Annotated in this window: 14 protein-coding genes; 5 read left to right on the top strand and 9 right to left on the bottom strand. The window is 50.6% G+C overall.

The features are described from left to right. Nucleotides 1–461: 461 nt before the first annotated feature. The 4 genes from PKO01S_RS24165 to PKO01S_RS24180 all read left to right on the top strand — a co-directional run bounded on the left by PKO01S_RS24165 (nt 462) and on the right by PKO01S_RS24180 (nt 4,491). Nucleotides 462–1,262 carry an ABC transporter permease gene (locus tag PKO01S_RS24165; RefSeq protein ID WP_127534015.1) on the top strand — a complete coding sequence of 267 codons (801 nt, stop codon included), beginning with the start codon at nt 462–464 and terminating at the stop codon, nt 1,260–1,262. A gap of 3 nt (nt 1,263–1,265) precedes the next feature. Further along, on the top strand, nt 1,266–2,063 hold the full coding sequence (locus PKO01S_RS24170; RefSeq protein ID WP_127534016.1) for an ABC transporter permease: 798 nt from the start codon (nt 1,266–1,268) through the stop codon (nt 2,061–2,063). 1 nt (nt 2,064) lies between these two features. Beyond that, nucleotides 2,065–3,087 (top strand): ABC transporter ATP-binding protein, encoded by a 1,023-nt coding sequence (locus PKO01S_RS24175; protein ID WP_127534017.1) that lies wholly within the window; start codon nt 2,065–2,067, stop codon nt 3,085–3,087. Nucleotides 3,088–3,243: 156 nt separating this feature from the next. Next, nucleotides 3,244–4,491: a hypothetical protein gene (locus tag PKO01S_RS24180; RefSeq protein WP_127534018.1), complete on the top strand. Its 1,248-nt coding sequence runs from the start codon at nt 3,244–3,246 to the stop codon at nt 4,489–4,491. Nucleotides 4,492–4,553: 62 nt separating this feature from the next. Here the strand turns inward: PKO01S_RS24180 and PKO01S_RS24185 are convergent, their stop codons facing one another. After that, a complete protein-coding gene (locus PKO01S_RS24185; RefSeq protein ID WP_127534019.1) occupies nt 4,554–5,327 on the bottom strand; it encodes an IclR family transcriptional regulator in 774 nt (257 codons plus the stop codon). A gap of 186 nt (nt 5,328–5,513) precedes the next feature. Further along, nucleotides 5,514–6,203, bottom strand: coding sequence for a type 1 glutamine amidotransferase (locus tag PKO01S_RS24190; RefSeq protein ID WP_246070712.1), 690 nt, complete (start codon nt 6,201–6,203; stop codon nt 5,514–5,516). Nucleotides 6,204–6,585: 382 nt separating this feature from the next. On the opposite strand from PKO01S_RS24190, the gene PKO01S_RS24195 reads away from it, so the two are divergent. Beyond that, nucleotides 6,586–10,530 (top strand): S-layer homology domain-containing protein, encoded by a 3,945-nt coding sequence (locus PKO01S_RS24195; protein ID WP_127534020.1) that lies wholly within the window; start codon nt 6,586–6,588, stop codon nt 10,528–10,530. A 55-nt stretch (nt 10,531–10,585) separates the two neighbouring features. Here PKO01S_RS24195 and PKO01S_RS24200 read toward each other — a convergent pair whose 3' ends face one another. Genes PKO01S_RS24200 through PKO01S_RS24230 form a run of 7 tightly spaced genes read right to left on the bottom strand, consistent with a single transcriptional unit; the run spans nt 10,586 to nt 17,485 of the window. Next, the gene (locus PKO01S_RS24200; protein ID WP_164779744.1) at nt 10,586–11,326 is read right to left on the bottom strand and encodes a thioesterase II family protein; all 741 of its coding nucleotides are present in this window, start codon (nt 11,324–11,326) and stop codon (nt 10,586–10,588) included. Nucleotides 11,327–11,328: 2 nt separating this feature from the next. Continuing rightward, complete coding sequence (locus tag PKO01S_RS24205) at nt 11,329–12,594, bottom strand: MFS transporter (RefSeq protein ID WP_127534022.1); 1,266 nt, start codon at nt 12,592–12,594, stop codon at nt 11,329–11,331. Beyond that, a complete protein-coding gene (locus PKO01S_RS24210) occupies nt 12,588–13,844 on the bottom strand; it encodes an ATP-grasp domain-containing protein (RefSeq protein ID WP_164779745.1) in 1,257 nt (418 codons plus the stop codon). Before PKO01S_RS24210 ends, PKO01S_RS24205 begins: the two co-directional genes overlap by 7 nt. Beyond that, nucleotides 13,837–15,171 carry a diaminopimelate decarboxylase gene (gene lysA, locus PKO01S_RS24215; protein WP_127534024.1) on the bottom strand — a complete coding sequence of 445 codons (1,335 nt, stop codon included), beginning with the start codon at nt 15,169–15,171 and terminating at the stop codon, nt 13,837–13,839. The genes PKO01S_RS24210 and lysA overlap by 8 nt, the downstream gene beginning before the upstream one ends. Nucleotides 15,172–15,183: 12 nt before the next feature. After that, on the bottom strand, nt 15,184–15,957 hold the full coding sequence (gene dapF / locus PKO01S_RS24220; protein WP_164779746.1) for a diaminopimelate epimerase: 774 nt from the start codon (nt 15,955–15,957) through the stop codon (nt 15,184–15,186). Between the two features lie 29 nt (nt 15,958–15,986). Beyond that, nucleotides 15,987–17,234 (bottom strand): ATP-grasp domain-containing protein, encoded by a 1,248-nt coding sequence (locus tag PKO01S_RS24225; RefSeq protein WP_127534026.1) that lies wholly within the window; start codon nt 17,232–17,234, stop codon nt 15,987–15,989. Beyond that, nucleotides 17,231–17,485 (bottom strand): acyl carrier protein, encoded by a 255-nt coding sequence (locus PKO01S_RS24230; RefSeq protein ID WP_164779747.1) that lies wholly within the window; start codon nt 17,483–17,485, stop codon nt 17,231–17,233. Before PKO01S_RS24230 ends, PKO01S_RS24225 begins: the two co-directional genes overlap by 4 nt. Between the last annotated feature and the right edge of the window lies 1 nt (nt 17,486).

The following is a 17,486-nucleotide window of genomic DNA, read 5'->3' on the forward strand; positions in this document are numbered from 1 at the left end:
GTTATGTTACTTTGCGTTTCTTTTCTCTCGCCGGCGTTGTTTCTCTCGGCCGGAATTAGAATATACCATGTACTCTCATGATTGTGCAACCCTTTTTTATAAAATAATTAAAATAAATGATTCAGCAACTATAAACTACTGCTTTGGCATGATTCCGCCCTCTCAACAGCGAGGGCTATCACTAATGACAGAAGAAAACCGATTCTCCTTCTATATTATGAAGCAGGAGAGCTCTGCGGCAAATTAAAGCTCGCTTGGAGTCTTGGCTGAATAACAACATGCCAGTGAGATCACTCTGGACGAAAGCGTCCACGACACGCTCTAACGATAATCGTTCAGAGCCCGAGTAAGCTATAACATAATTTTAGAGAAATAATAGGATGGCATATATTGTAATAGTAGTTCGAAGTTGATATCATGTCACAATGACAACGTTATTACAAATGTAAAGGGGTGTTGCCATGAATAAATTTGCTGCTTATATCAACATTTCGTTCAAACAGTCCTTTCAATACAAATGGACGTTTGCAATGACACTGGCTACGCAGCCGATTCTGCTATTCATTAATATGGCGTTGTTTCGAAGCATCTACGACTATAACGGGGTAGACACGCTGAAGGGATATTCCTTCGAGCAAATGATCTGGTACTTTACCTCCTATATGCTGGTGCTAAGCTTCATATGGAACAGCACAGCCAATCAGATCGCGCGCAAAATCATTACCGGCGACCTGTCCATGGATCTGCTCCGGCCAGTCTCTCTATTTCAAAACTTGATGGCTAGGAGCATCGCTTCCCGGTTGATTGCCATCATGATGGATTTTATTCCCGGCCTTGTTCTGTACAGCATTATTCTTCCCCCTAAGTTTCTAACCGTGCAATCCCTGCTCACGTTCATTGCTGTTGTCATACCCGCTTTTCTCTTAAACTACTTATTCAATTACTTGCTCGGGATTACGGCAATTATTATTCAGAACAACGCCTCCCTGCTGTCGGTCGTCAACTTGCTGGCTGCTTTCACTGGCGGCGCGTTCATCCCGCTCGAGTTCTTCCCTTCCGCGGTAAACCGGATATTCGACTATCTGCCATTCAAGTACATTATTTATTGGCCGATTCAATTTCTGCTTAACAAGCAGCCGGATACGGACTGGATTGTCGGCAAAGTTCTTCTTATTCAATTGGCTTGGATCGCCGGCTTGTATTTGCTCTACCGCATCGTATGGAGAAAGCTGTTATCGAAATTCGGAGATGCTGGAGGTTAACATTTGAGAACGTTCGCTGAGCTCCTTCGCTTATTTTATTACCAAAGCAAACTCAAAATAGCGCGTGCCATGATGTACCGCTTCGATTTTCTGATCGGCATGACAGTTGCGCTTCTATTCAGCAGCATCGGTCCGGTCTTGCAGTATTTGATCTTCACGCAGACGAAAGGGTTCCCTGGCTGGAACCTGAAGCAGATCATTTTGTTCCAGGGCGTGCTCTTATTCGTACTCGGCATACGCCGAATCTTGTTCGGAGACCTTCATTACTTCATTATGGAACTCATTCAAAAAGGCGATCTGGACCGGCTGCTAATCAAGCCTTCTCCGGCGATCGGCATTATTCTAAGCAACGGCTTCAATCTGAATGGGATCGGCACTTTCCTGGCAGGCTCCGTCATTATGGGCTATTCTATCTATTCGCTGGACTTGACCATAACGGCCGGTGCGATCGGACTGTTCGTATTGTCGATCTTGTTCGGCATCGTCCTGTTCATGGCGCTCGAAATATTGTTCACATGCGCAGTCATTGTACTGGTCAACATCGGCCGGCTGGACGATATCGTCCAATCACTTACCGGCTTCGGGGAATATCCGCTCAGCATTTTCACCAGCACGCTTAAGATTGCGCTCGTAACGTTCATTCCGTTCGCTGTCTGGGTGAATTATCCGGCCGATGCGCTGCTTCATCGCTGGGACAATGCACAAGCGCTAGTCAGTTTCCTGTTCTGTATTCTATTGTTCGCGTTCAGTCTGTGGATCTGGAAGTTCTGTCTTAGAAGATATACGAGTGCGGGGGGATAAAATGAAGCCGATCGAACCGGTAATCGAAGTAAGCAATCTCAGCAAAGTGTTTCGAGTGGCGCAGCGGGATAAATCAAGCCTCCTGTCGTCGCTGTCATCGTTAATTCATCGGCAATATGCACATATCGAAGCACTGCGGGACATCAATCTGCAAATTCAGAAAGGTGAAGTAAGGGCGCTAATCGGACCGAACGGGGCAGGCAAATCGAGTACGATCAAAGTGCTGACCGGCATTCTGTATCCGACTACCGGCAGCATTCGAGTACTCGGCGTCGATCCTTGGACGAACCGCAATGCACTCGCCTCGGAGCTCGGCGTTCTGTTCGGCCAGAAAACGCAGCTGTGGTGGGACTTGCCTGCACTGGATACCTTCTATCTGCACAAACAAATGTACAGCATTCCGAATCATTCGTATCAAGAGAACCTCGATTACTTCATTGACGTTCTGTCTCTCCATCAAGTGGTGAAGAAGCCGGTTCGGCAGCTATCGCTTGGAGAGAGGATGAAATGCGAGTTCATATGCGCATTGCTTCACGAGCCGCAGCTCGTTTTCCTCGATGAGCCAACGATCGGTCTAGATATTTTCTCCAAAGAAGCGATCCGGGCCTTCGTGAAGAAGGTGAATAGAGAGAAAGGTACGACGTTCATCATTACAACGCACGATCTAAGCGATATTGAAGACCTATGCAACAACGTAACGGTCATCAATCATGGCGGAATCGTCTTCAACGATTCGATCGAATCACTCGGCACTTATTTCTCTTCCCGCAAAATTATCGATATCAAGTTTCAAAAACCAGTTCAAGAGAGCGAGCTGAGCAGCTACAACGTGATGAGCTTCAGCGGACTGTCGGCGAGCATTGAAGTCGATCTCGAACACAACCCTCTGCAGAGCGAGCTGCAGAGGCTGCTCGGCATCGGACTGATTCAAGACATCAACATTAATAACCCTAGCATCGAGTCAGTCATTAAAGATATTTATTCCAAGCCCCGGACAGGAGAAGATCTAGTCTTGAGCAAATAAATAGAGAAGATAAACGATCGATTGGCGGGACTTGTTCCCGTCTTTTTGTATTGAACCGAAATTTGGAAGCCTATTTATTCCGATTTCGTGCAACTCTTCGTGCCGACGCTGCGTCAATGCTCATATCATCTACATCTAGAAAAGGTGGCGACCGCTATGTTCACAATATCGATGCGCCGTAGTTTTTTGACTCTGCTTGTCGCTGTTCCGCTTGTTCTGTCCGGCTGCTCCGTCCACTCATCCCGCAGCTTGTCCCAGAGCGGATCTTCCGTTCAAATGGATACATCATCTTCAAGCGAAGCATCTGCTTCTGTTGCTCATCAGGGTGAAGCCGTTCAACCTTCATTGTCACCTGTCTCTACGGCTGCTAATTCGGTCTCAAGCCATGTCGGCATCCATCAAGTATCTGCCCTTCGTCTTGCCGATGCGAATACAGGATGGATTGCAGGAGACGGGCAAATTGCACGAACCGACGATGGCGGCGCGCACTGGAAGACGCAATATTCAGGTTCTGCAGCCGTGCTGCAACTATTCGCGCTGAATAGCAAGCTGGTCTGGGCGACGCTGGACAACGGTACCGGCAAGAGCGCGAGGCTCATTCGTTCTACGGACGGCGGAAGCCATTGGCAAACTGTCGGAACGGTTCCGAATCGGTCGTTTCTCCATTTTACGAACAATAAAACCGCATACAGCGGCAGTGCTGTCACGACGGATGGCGGCGCCACTTGGTCGAAGCTGCCGACGCCTCCGAGCCTCATCGGCGATGTATATTACCATGATGCAGCGAATGGTTGGGCCGTTCAGAGCGGCAAAGGCAAGTTCATGTTTCTCCATACTGCGGACGAAGGCAAGCACTGGAGTACGGTTATGACACGCGCTGCAGAAGCTATGCCTCTCGATAGCCTCATCCGTTCGACCGGCAAGAACGATGCGTGGATCGAGCTGATTGGCGGTTCGGGCATGACACAGACGTCCTACTCCCTGTTCCATACATCGGACGGCGGCAAAAGCTGGCTCCCTGCCATCGTGAAGAATGGCGCCGGGTCCGGCCCCGCTCCAGGATTTACGATGAACGATACCGGCAAATATCCGTCTGGCACCGGTTCGAGTCCGGGAGCGTTATACGTCGTCAATCCGCAGACCGCTTTCATGGGCGGACAATGTATGGCATGCGATCATCCCAACACACTGACAGAGACGACAAACGGCGGCAAGAGCTGGTCTGTACGAAAAGGCGAATTCGACGGATACGGTCCTCAGTTCCTCTCTGCCTCTGACGCCAGCCACGTATGGTTGGTCACGACAGAAAATGAGAAACCATCCGTACTCTACACCTCCGCAGACGGCGGCCGCAGTTGGCACACAACGTATACTTTCAATAAACCGAAGCCGGTAACGAAATGATGACATGACTAAAGCAGACGCCGATGTATAATCGGCGTCTGCTTTTTTGTTTCCTATATTTCTCAGTTCCTAAGCCGGTATAAATTACGAAAGCCGAGCTCCTTGGAAATCAGCTCAGCGTTTTTAAGAACGCAGCTGCTGTATTTCTCCACTTTATCCGGTGTGAATCGTATTGTAGGGCCCGCGCAGTTCAACGAGCCGATGACGGTGCTCTCGTATGAGAAGATTGGCGCTGCAATCCCTGTCGTTCCTTCCGTCGCTTCCCCTGAAGTGACGGCGTAACCCCGCATACGGATCATCTCTAGCTCTTGCTCGATGCTTTCACGGGTTAACGGCTTTAACGATGGAACGTTGTCCCAATCTACTTCCCGCAATATATCGTCCTTAGCCTTGTGCGGCATAAAAGCCAATATCACCCGGTTGGAGGCACCGATAATCAGCGGGAGCTTCAGTCCGATCGGTTCCGATATTTTAAGAACTTGCGGAGAATCGATGCTGTCGATATATACGCCTTCGGTATTTTCTCTCGAGGCCAAATAGACCGTTTCTTTCGTTTGACGAGACAACTGCTCCATGAAGGGACGGGCAACCGACCGGAACATAAGGCTGTCCCACATTAGGAAGCCGTATTTCATAATCGAGAGTCCTAGTTTGTATTTCTTCGTCTTCTGATTTTGCGTGACGAAGCCATGCTCGGTAAGCGAACCAAGAATGCGGTGCACACTCTGAACCGGCATATCCAGCTCCCGGCTGATCGTTGTGACACTTACCTCCCGCTCGCTGCCTTGCGGTACGAGATAGTCCAATATATGAATCGCCTTTGAAATGACGGACATTGTCAGTCCTCCCCTTCAGCATGTAATCGCGATGACGGGCTTGTATCATGTTACATTACCTAACACACTAAAATTATTATATCTTAATCCACTTTCAAAGTGTTGATTTCATGTTATCTTTCATCTGCAAAAGCCCTCCCCTGCCGCATTGTTTGTGGAATACTGAGGGTTGGGGCTTGTGCAGGTCTAGGACGCCGCGAGCCGATCAAGCAAAGCATACAGCAATCGGAACGAGTCCGAACTTCGCGCATATTCCGCACGAATCTGCTCGGCGCTCTGGATGTAAGGCGAATCAATTAATTCAACAGCCCACCGCTCTAGCATCTGCTCGATGCAAGCCGGTGTCGTCTCCCAATGGAACTGGAGTCCCATAACATGGTCTCCCCAGGCAAAAGCTTGATGGCCGCATGCTCCAGAACGGGCAAGCCATTGCGCGCCGGGAGGGAGGTCGAACGTATCGCCGTGCCATTGAAACGAGTAAAACTCCTCCGGCATCGAAGTCATCCAAGGATGAGTTTCCCCCGTTCGCTCAATCCGATGCCATCCGATTTCTTTTACCGAGTGACGGTACACCTTGCCGCCGAGCAGTTCCGCCAGCATTTGCGCCCCGAGACAGATGCCTAATACTTTTATCCCTTGTTGGAGCGCTAACTGAATAAAGGCTTTTTCGTCTGCCAACCAACTGTATTTCTCATCGTCGTAAGCGCTCATAGGTCCGCCAAGAACGATCAACACATCGGTCTCCGCAAGCCATGCCGTATCCACTCCATCGGATGGGTCGGTTACACAGAGCCAATGTCTATTGAGGTCCGCCCACTGCTCGAACGCTTTCGTATCGTCAAAAGCAAAATGTCTAAATGCTCGTATTTTCAGCATACTCAACCACTCCCCTATGAAAATCGATTATCCATTCCGCTGCAGCCAGGCTCATTGTACCTCGCATTCCGGCAGGCATCACCCTGCCTTTCCCACATACCGAGAATCAGGAAAAATAGTTATTCCATTCAGTTCGTTAGGTAGAATGCAACTTTTCAGTTCATTCTTTCTACCTATTTACTTTAAGAAAAGTTAAGCAAGAAATAACATTCTTTTATTGAATTCATATGACTACAGTCGTATACTTTCAGATGAAATGATAGTTTGTAGAATATTGGATTATTTTGAAGTAATTTTTCTAGGAGGTGACTCTACAGCATTAGAATGACTAGAAATATATGAATCTATATTATGGAATTGCACTCGAAGGGAGCCTTACATTTTGAAGCAAACACCGAAAAAGCTAATCTCTCTCATGGTCGCCTTCATCGTTACGGTCATGACATTGGCAGCGCCTGCATCAGCAGAATCGTACCGCGATTCGGAGAAGCACTGGGCACAAGCCGCCATTAATCAATGGAGCGAATATGGCGTCGTTCAAGGGTCTGGAGGCGCATTCCGCCCCAATGACGATGTAACGAGAGCAGAATTCGCAACGATGATCAACAACATTATGAAGTACACGGAGAAAGGAACTAATCCGTTCTCCGATATGAAAGCGGACGCTTGGTATTCCGATGCCATGCTGAAGCTGAACCATGCGGGCGTTCTGAACGGCGTTGGCGGCAAAGCGCTTCCCAACAATCCGATTACACGGCAGGAAGCGGCAGTCATTCTGTTCAAAGCGTTTCATTTCGGACAAGCTTCTACCGCAGCTTCTTTCACGGACGGCACAGACATCGCAGCTTGGGCCCAAGAAGCGGTAACCGCGCTTGCATCTGCGAAAGTAATTAACGGCAGACCGGACGGGTCCTTCAAGCCGCAAGCACACTTGACTAGAGCAGAAGCGGTGACGGTATTCAACAATTTCATTCAAGATTTGGTTTCCAAGCCGGGCGATCACAAGAAAGACGTTCAAGGCAACGTGGTCGTCAATACGGCAGGCGCCGTTCTGAACGATATGAACATTTCCGGCAACCTGTACATTACGCAAGGCGTTGGCGAAGGCGAAGTAACACTCAATAATGTTGAAATCGAAGGCTCCGTATTCGTCGAAGGCGGCGGCGAGCATTCGATTATTTTCAACAGTGTAGACGTTAACGGCGCATTGGTTGTCAACAAGTACAACGGCAAAGTCCGCGTACTCGCAACCGGCACGACTTCGGTATCTGTCACGCGGCTGGAAAGCGGCGCTCTCCTCGTAACGAAGGAGCTCACCGGCGGCGGTTTCGAGACGGTCGAAATTCCGGCCGACGTAGTCGCAGGTCAAGAGATTGTTCTCGACGGCACGTTCAACAAAGTCGTCAATCAATCTTCCTCGGCGTCGATTACAGCTAACGGTACGATCAAAGAGCTCGTTGCAGACGCTGACACGAAGCTGAAAGGCGAAGTGAAGGTGGAGAAAGTATCCGGGGACAACAGTGCGTCGGTTAACGACAAACCGGTGTCCACGACGAGCAACACGAACACCGGCACTACTGGCGGCTCTCCATCGCCTGGTACTCCATCGCCGAGCATTCCAGGTGGACTGAGTACGGTTTCCGTAGTCGGCGTTTTGATTAACGAACGGGTCGTTTCGTTGTCCATTGGTCAAACAAAGCAGTTGACGGCAACAGTTCTCCCTACTAATGCAACTAATAAAAAGGTAACGTGGTCCGTAATTGGCGGCTCAGGCATCATCTCGATCGATCAGAACGGTCTCGTTACAGCGCTCAAAGAAGGCACGGCTGCCGTTAAAGTTGTCACAGAGGACGGCTCGAAGACGGACGAGATTACAGTGACCGTTCATAAAACGGCGTTTACCGTATCGCTCTCCAAATTCGAAGGCTCTGTCATTGATGCTGCTTATCCAGTAGATCCGGCTGTAATCGCGAACAGCGCCAGCCTGAACATCAAAGACTCTTTCAAAGCGTCCGAAAACATGTACGTTGCAACGATAACGGCGAGCAGTAAACTTCAAGCGACAACAGCGCCTGCAGGACAATTCGCTTACGTAGTCGCTACGCTCAAGGACAGCAACGGCAATCCAGTTACCGACACAACGGACTTTACAGTTACTGTAACGAAAGCCGTGTATTCGTATTCCCCTGTGTTCGGCGAAGGCATTTCGAGCAGCTTGAAGGCGGGCAGCTTTATCATGAAGCTGGACAGCAAAGATCTGACAACGATCCAGCACATTGAATGGAAGATTACTCGTCCGGGTTACGAACCGATTTCCATCTATATGACGTACGCGCCTTTCGATGTCGCTAGCATCAAGTCAGTCGGACCGATTACAGGCGATCCGGTTGTCGGATCTACTTTAACAGCCGGTGCTGCCCAATATGAAGGCACGCCTGCCAATAACAACCTCACTTACCAATGGTCCAGAACCGGTGCATCCAACGCATTTTTAACTATCATCCCAGGCGCAACGTCAAGCACTTATGTAACAACTAATGATGATGTAGGAAAATATATTCAAGTGTTAGTTTCGGCGGATAATACTCATGTCCTCGGCTCGGTAGGGAGCTCGGCATTCGGACCGATTACGGCACCGGTCGACCAGACGGACCTATTCACCGCTATCGAAGACGCCTATCTTGCGAACAACGTCGATCAGAACAACATCATTTCCGATCTGAATCTGATGACGTCGCTCTCTCAATACCCAGGTGCTACGCTCTCGTGGTCGTCGGATATGCCAACAGCCATCTCGAACGTTGGTGCAGTCACGCGCGACAGCGAGAACGATCAATTCGTCAATCTGACGGTCACGATCAGCGGTACGGTTACGGCAACCAAAACGTACGAGTTGATTGTAAGAAGAAATGGTACGGACAACGTCGGTACGGGCAATTATATCGACTCCTATTTTGCCGAAGGTTATCCGCAAGCCTACGTCAAGGACGGCACGATCTGGGTTCGCTATATGCTGACCGCTCCTGCTGAAGTGTATATGGTCGTCAATACGATCAATGGACACTGGGATTCCGATGTAAAGGCTGGATTGGAAGGCCATTCCGGTACGAATAATACGATCGTCTACGCGAATAAGTGGCCTTATTTCAATATCGACAATTCGAAAGTCAACCAAGTACAAGACTTCGATACCGGAGCGGAGTTGTCGGACGGGGCTGCTAGAGTCGAGTTCGTTATTAAAGACGCGAGCCAGAACTATACGTCGAGCAATGTAACGACTGTTCATTTCGACCAAACGGCTGTAGAAGCGCTGGATACGTATCCTCCTTATAACTCTTACAACAGCAGTTATATCAATAAGGCACTTGATACGATCTATCTTTTCTACAACGAGTTTCTGGATTTGACGAGCGTGCCGGCAGCTGCCGATTATACGCTCAGCAAAGGCGTTGTCGATAGCGTAACATTGTTCAACTATGATAATGCTTTCGGACCTTCGCCAAGCTATGTCAAACTCAAAGTTAGCGGTATTACAGCTAACGATGCGGCAAACTTAAAGATCAGTTACACCGGAACCGCCGTTCAGGATCTGTCCGATGCGAAGAACAAAGCAAATACGTTCTCGTCTTATCCTGTAGCACAATCGATTGAGAAAATCGAACTGGTGAAATTAAGCTCGGACCGCACTTCGATGAATGTCGATGTTATTCCAGGCTGGAATCCGCAAGACCACCAGGACCTTGACCTTCAAGATCCTGCACGATTCACGGTGTCCGTGAACGGAACGGATATCCATCCTGCGACTATTCGATACAGCTATTCCATCGGCCGTGTTTATTACACGTTGAAGTTTGCTAATGCGCTGCCGGACGGAGCCATTACGGTCACGTTCGATTCGTCCAATCTTACATCCTGGACGACCGACGCTTACTCGAGCAGTCTTTCATCGCAAGATGTTCAGCAATTAGAAGCTCCAGGCACCCCAACGGCAAGCTATGCAGCTGGACGACTGAGCCTTGCATTCGCTGACGGATTCGAGAAAGGAAATGAAAGCATTGCCGCAGGTCTGGTCATCAAGGTAGACGGTGTCGAATATGCACTTCGTGGATATATCGTCACCTCGGATTGGAACACGTCTACAGACAATGACTATTTGATCGACTTTAACAATCCTAATAATTTTGCTGCACATATCAAAAATGCGATCGAAGCCGGAGCTGTCGTTGAAATTAAGTACACGAAAGTAAACGGAACGAATGTCGCACAGCTGTCCGACTCTTCAGGTACGCTGCTGCCTGATTTCGATTACATCACCGTTACGAAGTAACAACAAAGAAGCTGACGCCATTTCGATGGCGTCAGCTTCTTTTCATACAAGGACATTAAGATCGGCCAACGCTCGCCGTGAGCGTGCCTGCCAACTCCGACTCAATCCATCCTACGACCTGCTCTCGATAGTCATGGATGAAGAAGTGGCCCGCTTCATACGCTTGAAGCGAGCAGCTTCCGGACGTATATCGCTGCCATTGCGACATAACCTCTGCCGTCGAGTGGTCAAGCGTGCCGTACAGCACGGAAATCGGACACCTCAGCTTGCTGTCATCCGATTGGAACTGGTACCGTTCCGAAACCGTATAGTCTTTGCGCAGCATCGGCATAAACATTCGGAACAGCCCCCGGTGGGCAATGAGCTCCTCCGGTATGCCGCCGAATTGGATGATTTCTTCAATGAACGCTTCGTCATCGAGTTCATGCAGCACCTTGGCATCCGCTCTGCGGGGCACATGGGGCGGATTGCGGCCGGCAACGAATAGATGAACCGGTGATGGCATAACATTCTGCTTGCTAAGCATACGCGATACTTCAAAGGCAATGATTGCCCCCATGCTATGACCGAATAGAGCATAGGGCTGGCCGTCGATTTGCGCTTGTATCATCTCATATATATCCGCAACCGCTTCATCCATCGTCGAGCATAACGGCACTCTAGCGCGGACGCCTCTGCCTGCAAGCTCGACAGGGACTGCCTCGACTGCATCACTCTTCATCAAAAGCTGCCAGTCTTGATATTCAGCCGCCGAGCCTCCGGCATAAGGGATACAGAACAATTTACAATTGGGCATATTCATGCTCTTCTCCTTATACGTTCGTCGTATTGTGCCGGGATCAGCTTGCTTCTTCGGCTGAACGCGATGTCCGCGATTGGAGCTGCCAGAACGAGAATGGCCACGAGCAAATAGATCCAACGAATGGAGATTGCATCGCCTAAGTAACCGACACCTAAATAGACGAATAGACTCATATACGAAATCAGCATGACCATCATGCTGTTCACTCTGCCGATGAACGCTTGTTCGATCTCTAATTGAATGAGCGTTTCGTTATGGATTCGATTCGTAACGACGAAGCAGCCTAGCAGCAAATACCCAATCAAAGCTTGAATAAGACCCGACGAAGTCAGGAAAAGAACAAGCGCACCTGCAATGAGCACCATGCTGATTCGGCCGAACGATACGAGCTTATACCGTTGGAGAAGCGTTGCCAACAAGTAGCTGCCCGTAATGGCGCCTATCGCCCATGCCGCTTCGATATAGCCGAAGCCCGTCGAGCCGACTTTCAACTCCCGCTCTGTAAAAACAGGAAGCAGCGTATTGCACACATACAGCGTCATATAACCGAATATTTGGATGATGGCCGTTGAGATTACTTTGGGACGGGACTTCATATACCGATAGCCTTCCGCCCAATCTTCCCTCATCCTGCCTGTGGCTGCAGATTCTTCGCTCCGTTTAATCGGATAGAGCGCAACGATCATATAGGTCAGCAGCGCGGACAACGCGAAAGTAAAAATATTAATATAAATGACGATCACAGCCGAGAATGCAGCAACCAGAATTCCGCCTGCCGCAGAGCCGATAAGCATGCCGAGCTGGTTGGCTATGCCGAGACGAGCGTTCGCACGCAGCAACTGCTCCTGTGGCACAACCATCCGAATCAGCCCCATTGACGACGGCCAGTGAATACGGTCGAATGCCGCAAGTATAAACTCGGTTGCATAGATAATACCGGCGGGGATATCGCCTTGAATGGCGAACAATGGGATGACACACATCGCGATTGCACGCAGACCGTCGCTTGCCGCACATAAGTTTCGGAAATTCCACCGGTCAATCAGCACGCCCATAACCGGTGAGAGCACTATGCCTGCAATGCTGTGCACGACCAGCAGCCATCCGATCGAGGCAACCGATTGCGTCATGCTGAATAACAGCAGACTCATGCCGATAAATTGCATGCCTGCACCGGTCGAGGAAATTAATGACGCGGCAATAAACTTCCCGAATTCCTTATTTAGCGTTACAGCCTCGATGCGTCCGCGACGCGTCAACATGGCACTTCGTCAGGAGCATCCTCCCGCTCGCGGCCTACCGCTTGCGGCAGAGGACGAACGTCGATACGGATGCGGCTCCATGCTTCTTCCACCGTTTCCACCGCGTCTTGCACCGTGCTGCCCTGAGCAAGTATAAAGCCGTTGCGCTCCATAGACTTCGTGAAAGGCTTCGTTCGCTGTCCGGGCTGAACATCGACCTGACACCTCACCACGCCGGGCAGCAACTCTGCTTCTTGCACACCGTCCAACGCAGCCACCTCGCCCGGAGGCAGCTGCAGATAGCGGATCGCTGCTGCCTGACCGGTAAATTCGCTGCTTAAATTCGGCTCGCCGGACAGAAATCCGTTGAAGGTCTGTGTGAATAGATCGAATCCATACACCCGCTCGACCATTTCGAATATATAATCGCCGCCGACACGTGTATGAGTTTCGACGATGTACATGCCGTCTTCCGCTACAATAATTTCCGTATGCGACGGTCCGAATTGATGGCCAATTAAGTCCATCAGTGCTTCGGTCAAACGCTTCGCTTCCTCCGCTTGGCTGTCCGGCAGCGAAGAAGGCATGTTATGGCCCGTCTCGACGAAGTTCGGCGCACCTGTCGTGAACTTGTCTGTTACGGCGATCATCGTATGCTTGCCGTTCCATGTGAAGCCTTCGACGCTGATTTCCCGTCCTTCAATAAATTTCTCTACGAGAATATCGCCGCCGGTATAAGCCGCCTGAATGAGCCCCAAAGCAGGCGCGATCTGACCGGTATCCGTAATTTTATAAATTTGCGCGCTGCCCGTGCCATAGCTCGGCTTCAGAATAACCGGGAGTTGATGCTCTTCGATGAAACGAAGCACCTCCTCCGTCTCTGATACGATTTCAAACGGCACGGAAGGGAATTGCTTTTCCTTCATATAAGCACGCATCTTCGCTTTATCTCTCGTCGTCAGCACAGGGAACAGCGGATTGCCGGGCAAATTCAACCGCTCCTTCAGCATAGCCGCCGTCAAGATGCCCATCTCTTGGAAGGAAACGACGGCATCATACGGCTGACGCCGATGCAGGATGTCGATCAGTTCCAGCACAGCCGGATCATCGAGAGGCGAAGTAATCAGCTCAGCGATATACGCGAGATCTTCCGGTTTCACTTTGTCCTTCTCTTGGACGAGCGTAACTTCCAATCCGCATGCTCTCGCACGCTGGTAGATGCCCGTCCATCCGCCGATCATGATCATGCGCAAGGGACGCTTATCATCCATTGCAGCCGACCTCCTCATTCACCAACTCCGTACAGATGGAGTCCTCGAACGTCTCTCTGCGCACGGCAAGCCGCGATTGCCCATTGCTTACGAACACGACGGCAGGACGCAGAAACCGGTTGTAATTGTTCGACATCGCATACGTATAAGCACCCGTGCATTGAACAGCCAATATGTCGCCCGTCGCAACTTCCGGCAATCCGGCCTGATCCATCATTCGATCCGTCTCGCAATGGCGCCCGAAGATGCGAACCGGATGAAGCTCTGCTGCATCCGCATTCGGCCGCGAGGCCGACAATACATTATGCTGGGCATCATACATGATTGGCCGCGGATTATCCGACAGTCCGCCATCGACCGAAAGAAACGCGCACACATCCTGCCCTTCAGGAACAGGCTTAATCGGCCCTACCTTATACAAAGTTGTCCCGTATTCAGCTACAACGGAACGTCCAGGCTCGATGCCGAAGATGACGTCTTCCTCGCAGAGCGGAACGATCTTCTCCTTGAACACCGGCATGACGCCATCCGCCCATTCCTCCGGTGCAGGAGGCGTTGCATGCCCGGAGTAATTCACTCCCATACCTCCGCCCATCGTAATGGCGGACGGCTTCCAGCCATGAATCGCGGTCACGTTGCGGATGAACACGGACAGACGGTCCAGCGCCTCTTGATGAAATTTTACTTCTTGAATCTGGGAGCCGAGATGAAAGTGGAAGCCGCGCAGCGTAATCGAAGACGATTGCAGCGCCGCTTCGATCGCTTGAATAGCCGTGCCGTCGAAGATGGACAGCCCGAACTTCGATTCCATATGGCCGGTTGTGAACTTCGGATTCGAGTAGACGTTAACGCCTAAATTCACCCGAATATCGACCGCTTGATTTCGGCCCTGCAAGGATGCTTCCCTCTCAATCATTGCGATTTCTTCCAAGCAATCGATAACGAGCGTTCTTACGCCGCTTGATACGGCAAGCTTAATCTCGTTCCTCGTTTTGTAATTGCCGTGGAACGTAATGCGGGATGCAGGAGCTCCTGCCCAAAGCGCCAGCTTCAGTTCTCCCTCGGACACGACGTCCAGACTAAGCCCTTCCTCGTTCACCAGTCTGACCATTTGGCCGATCATGAACGCTTTCGAAGCATAAGCCACATCGATATGCGGCCAATGCTCATGGAAGCTGCGTACATAGTCGCGGCAACGCGTCCGGATCGCCTCTTCGTCCATGACATATAAAGGCGTGCCGTATTGTTCGGCTAATGCGAGCGTATCGCATCCGCCAATTTCCAGATTCCCCTGTTCATTGACGCATTGAGTTCCATATTGAATCATCACGTTAACCCCCTATCTGGCGGAATTGGCAAAATAAGAGCCTTCTGCAACTAGACTTACGCTGCCGGACATGCTAAGCATCCGCTCGTTAGCATTCCAATGAACGCGTACGCAGCCTTGCGGTGTCAATACGTCCGAATCCATCGGCCAATCCGCATGCTCCAGCGCAACCGCCATCGCTGCGGCCGCAGAACCTGTCGCACACCCTTCTACAATACCGACGCCCCGTTCCCAAGGCAGCACCCGGATGATCCCGCGTTCGATCACGGATGCAAACATCACGTTAGTCCCCCCGTCGTACGTCATTTCTTCACGCGGCCCGTCACTGATCAAGTCGACAAAAGCCAGATCCGTCAAAATAACAAGATGCGGCGATCCCACAACATACTGATAACGCGGCTTCGACTCATGTTTGCTTATAAGCGGGTCCCGTTCGAATTGGATGACCGCATTGAACCCCATGCCGTCCGTATCGGACAGACGGTGCGTCACCGTCGCTCCCTGCGCTTTAATGACAATATCTTCGTCCCGTAAATGAGGCTTGTTCACATAAGCAAAGGCCGCTACGCAGCGTGCTCCGTTCCCGCACATCGGCGCCTCGGAGCCGTCCGCGTTGAATACCCGCATATGAACGGTATTGTCGCCCAGCCACTGCGCGACGAGCAGACCATCCGAGCCGATCCCCGTCCGCTTGGAGCATATGCCCGGAATGTCGACAGACCCGGGATTGATATTTTCCACGACGATATAACTGTTGCCTTCTGCTTCAAACTTCCAGAACTGCATGGACAACCCTCCATCAGGTATGGTTTCGGTCATGCCAAATAAGGTACTTTCGGCTTCGTTCGAACGGTCACCTCGATCGCATCACATACGGATTGTGCCATTGCAATGCATTCCCCTTCCGTTGCCGCACTCGTGAGTACTGAGAGAAGCGTATCGTTGTTCGAAGAGGTAGACGAGACGAACCGGCTCTGCGGCGCATGATTCATAACCCAGAGCGGGCCTGCCTCGCTCGATTCCAGCGACTGAAGGTCAATGGAAATGTAGCCTTCCGTCGGCGGATAATACTCGAACAGCGTCGCCACTTTCGCTGCCTCCGTATTGGCCGTAAATTCGCCCGTGACGTACAAATCCGCAAGCGAAGCGAAGATATTTATGGACATCGCTTGATTGATCAACCAGTAGCAAGGAAAGCCGAATAAGCGCGGATTCACTTCAAGAATGTACAGACGGCCGTCATTATCCATAATGTATTCGATATGGCACGGTCCGAAGTCGAATTGAAAACGTTCAATGAACGCATAGGTTTCTTGGATGACCGCTTCCGTCTCCACCCCTTGGTACGGGAAAATAAATCCCGACTCGACGAAGCTCGGCGGCTGTCCCAAATACCGGTTCGTTACGCCGAGCATGTGCACGCCGCTGCTGTCCTTAATAAACTCGCAGCTGAAGATTGGACCCGGGATATACTCTTCAAGCAAATATTCGCTGTCCTCAACGACACCCTTCGTGAAGCGAGACAGCAGCTGCAGCGTTTCATAAGCGGCCTGCAGCTCCTCCGTCGTATACACAAGACGGATCCCTTCGGATTGATTGCCGTTCACCGGCTTGAAGACGAGCGCCTTGTTCATCTCCGCTAGGAAAGCTTCTCCCTCTTCAACCGTGCGGCACAGCCGGAACGATGGAACCGGAAATCCGAGCTCGCGCTGCTTCTCCCGGAATTCATGCTTATTGCGCAGCGATTGGGCAAGGGACGGATCCAGATTACGGTAGCCCTTATCCTTGCAGTACTGCGTGACGAGCGGAATCATAAAGTCGCCAGTCGTGAAAATGCAAGCTATTTCGTACCGGCCGCTCAGCTCGTCAAGCTTCTGCACGAAGTAGTCGGGCTCGAATAACCGCTTGTCCCGGACTACTTCTTCTGCCATCTCCAAATATTCCGGCACATTCTTATACATGCCCGAAGTCAGATAGACGACCGAATAGCCAGCCTGCGTCAAATCGCGGATTTCATAAGCGTGGTTACCGGACTCGATAAGAACGACAACCTTCGGCCTCACACCATCACCCCATAGTTTTCGAGCGTCTTCATAATGCTGCGAATCGTCACGAAGTTGTCCAGCGTCAAATCTTCTTCACGGAATTGAATATGAAGCCGTTTCTCCAACTCAATGAGCAGCCTGACCGTCGTGATCGAATCAATGCCCTCATGGCTTAGATTGGTATGCTCATCGAGCGCTATATTTCTTTTCAACACTGCCAATACGGCATCACGAACAGTACCAAACAATTGGTTCGAACCATTGTCCATT

Origin of the sequence: Paenibacillus kobensis NBRC 15729, from assembly GCF_004000825.1 — a bacterium.
GTDB classification, from domain to species: Bacteria; Bacillota; Bacilli; order Paenibacillales; family Paenibacillaceae; genus Paenibacillus_T; species Paenibacillus_T kobensis.

Coding starts and splice junctions, on each gene's coding strand:
- PKO01S_RS24165 (WP_127534015.1), top strand. CDS start 462: ATGAATAAATTTGCTGCTTATATCAACATTTCGTTCAAACAGTCCTTT.
- PKO01S_RS24175 (WP_127534017.1), top strand. CDS start 2,065: ATGAAGCCGATCGAACCGGTAATCGAAGTAAGCAATCTCAGCAAAGTG.
- PKO01S_RS24180 (WP_127534018.1), top strand. CDS start 3,244: ATGTTCACAATATCGATGCGCCGTAGTTTTTTGACTCTGCTTGTCGCT.
- PKO01S_RS24185 (WP_127534019.1), bottom strand. CDS start 5,327: ATGTCCGTCATTTCAAAGGCGATTCATATATTGGACTATCTCGTACCG.
- PKO01S_RS24190 (WP_246070712.1), bottom strand. CDS start 6,203: ATGCTGAAAATACGAGCATTTAGACATTTTGCTTTTGACGATACGAAA.
- PKO01S_RS24200 (WP_164779744.1), bottom strand. CDS start 11,326: ATGCCCAATTGTAAATTGTTCTGTATCCCTTATGCCGGAGGCTCGGCG.
- PKO01S_RS24205 (WP_127534022.1), bottom strand. CDS start 12,594: ATGTTGACGCGTCGCGGACGCATCGAGGCTGTAACGCTAAATAAGGAA.
- PKO01S_RS24210 (WP_164779745.1), bottom strand. CDS start 13,844: ATGGATGATAAGCGTCCCTTGCGCATGATCATGATCGGCGGATGGACG.
- lysA (WP_127534024.1), bottom strand. CDS start 15,171: ATGATTCAATATGGAACTCAATGCGTCAATGAACAGGGGAATCTGGAA.
- dapF (WP_164779746.1), bottom strand. CDS start 15,957: ATGCAGTTCTGGAAGTTTGAAGCAGAAGGCAACAGTTATATCGTCGTG.
- PKO01S_RS24230 (WP_164779747.1), bottom strand. CDS start 17,485: ATGGACAATGGTTCGAACCAATTGTTTGGTACTGTTCGTGATGCCGTA.